Here is a 407-nt window from a genome sequence, read left to right as displayed (position 1 = left end):
CCCGGCCGCTCTACCTGTTCTTCGAGGGCAACTGGTACACCGTCGACCAGGACGAGTTCGTGATCGGCCGCGGCAGCAAGTTCTCCGACCTGCCGATCAAGGACGCGAACATCTCCCGCCGGCACTGCTGCGTGGTCCGTCGCAACGGCGACTACTTCATCAAGGACCTCGGCAGCACCAACGGAGTCGAGTTCGCCGGGCAGCGCGTGGACAACCACCTCGTGGAAGAGGGGAACGTCTACTACCTGTGCGACCACGAGCTTCGCTTCTCTTTCAACGAGCCGTATTGATTTGGACCCCCGTGGGGGATTTGGGTTGGCGTTCGCTCGCTGCCGGGCTGTAGGGCTGGGGAGGCCTTGCTGCCCCCTAGAAGGGGGCAAGTGGTTGTTGCAGCTCGGGGGGGGGCG

At 64.1% G+C, this 407-nt stretch carries 1 protein-coding gene; it reads left to right on the top strand.

The window, feature by feature from the left end:
• A partial coding sequence (locus PPSIR1_RS41420) for an FHA domain-containing protein (RefSeq protein ID WP_006977326.1) occupies positions 1 to 290 on the top strand: 290 nt, incomplete at its 5' end.
• Positions 291 to 407: the final 117 nt, after the last annotated feature.

Source organism: Plesiocystis pacifica SIR-1, assembly GCF_000170895.1.
Lineage (GTDB): Bacteria > Myxococcota_A > Polyangia > Nannocystales > Nannocystaceae > Plesiocystis > Plesiocystis pacifica.
Note: the sequence above shows the minus strand (reverse complement) of the source record. Positions and strands in the feature narration are given on the sequence as shown.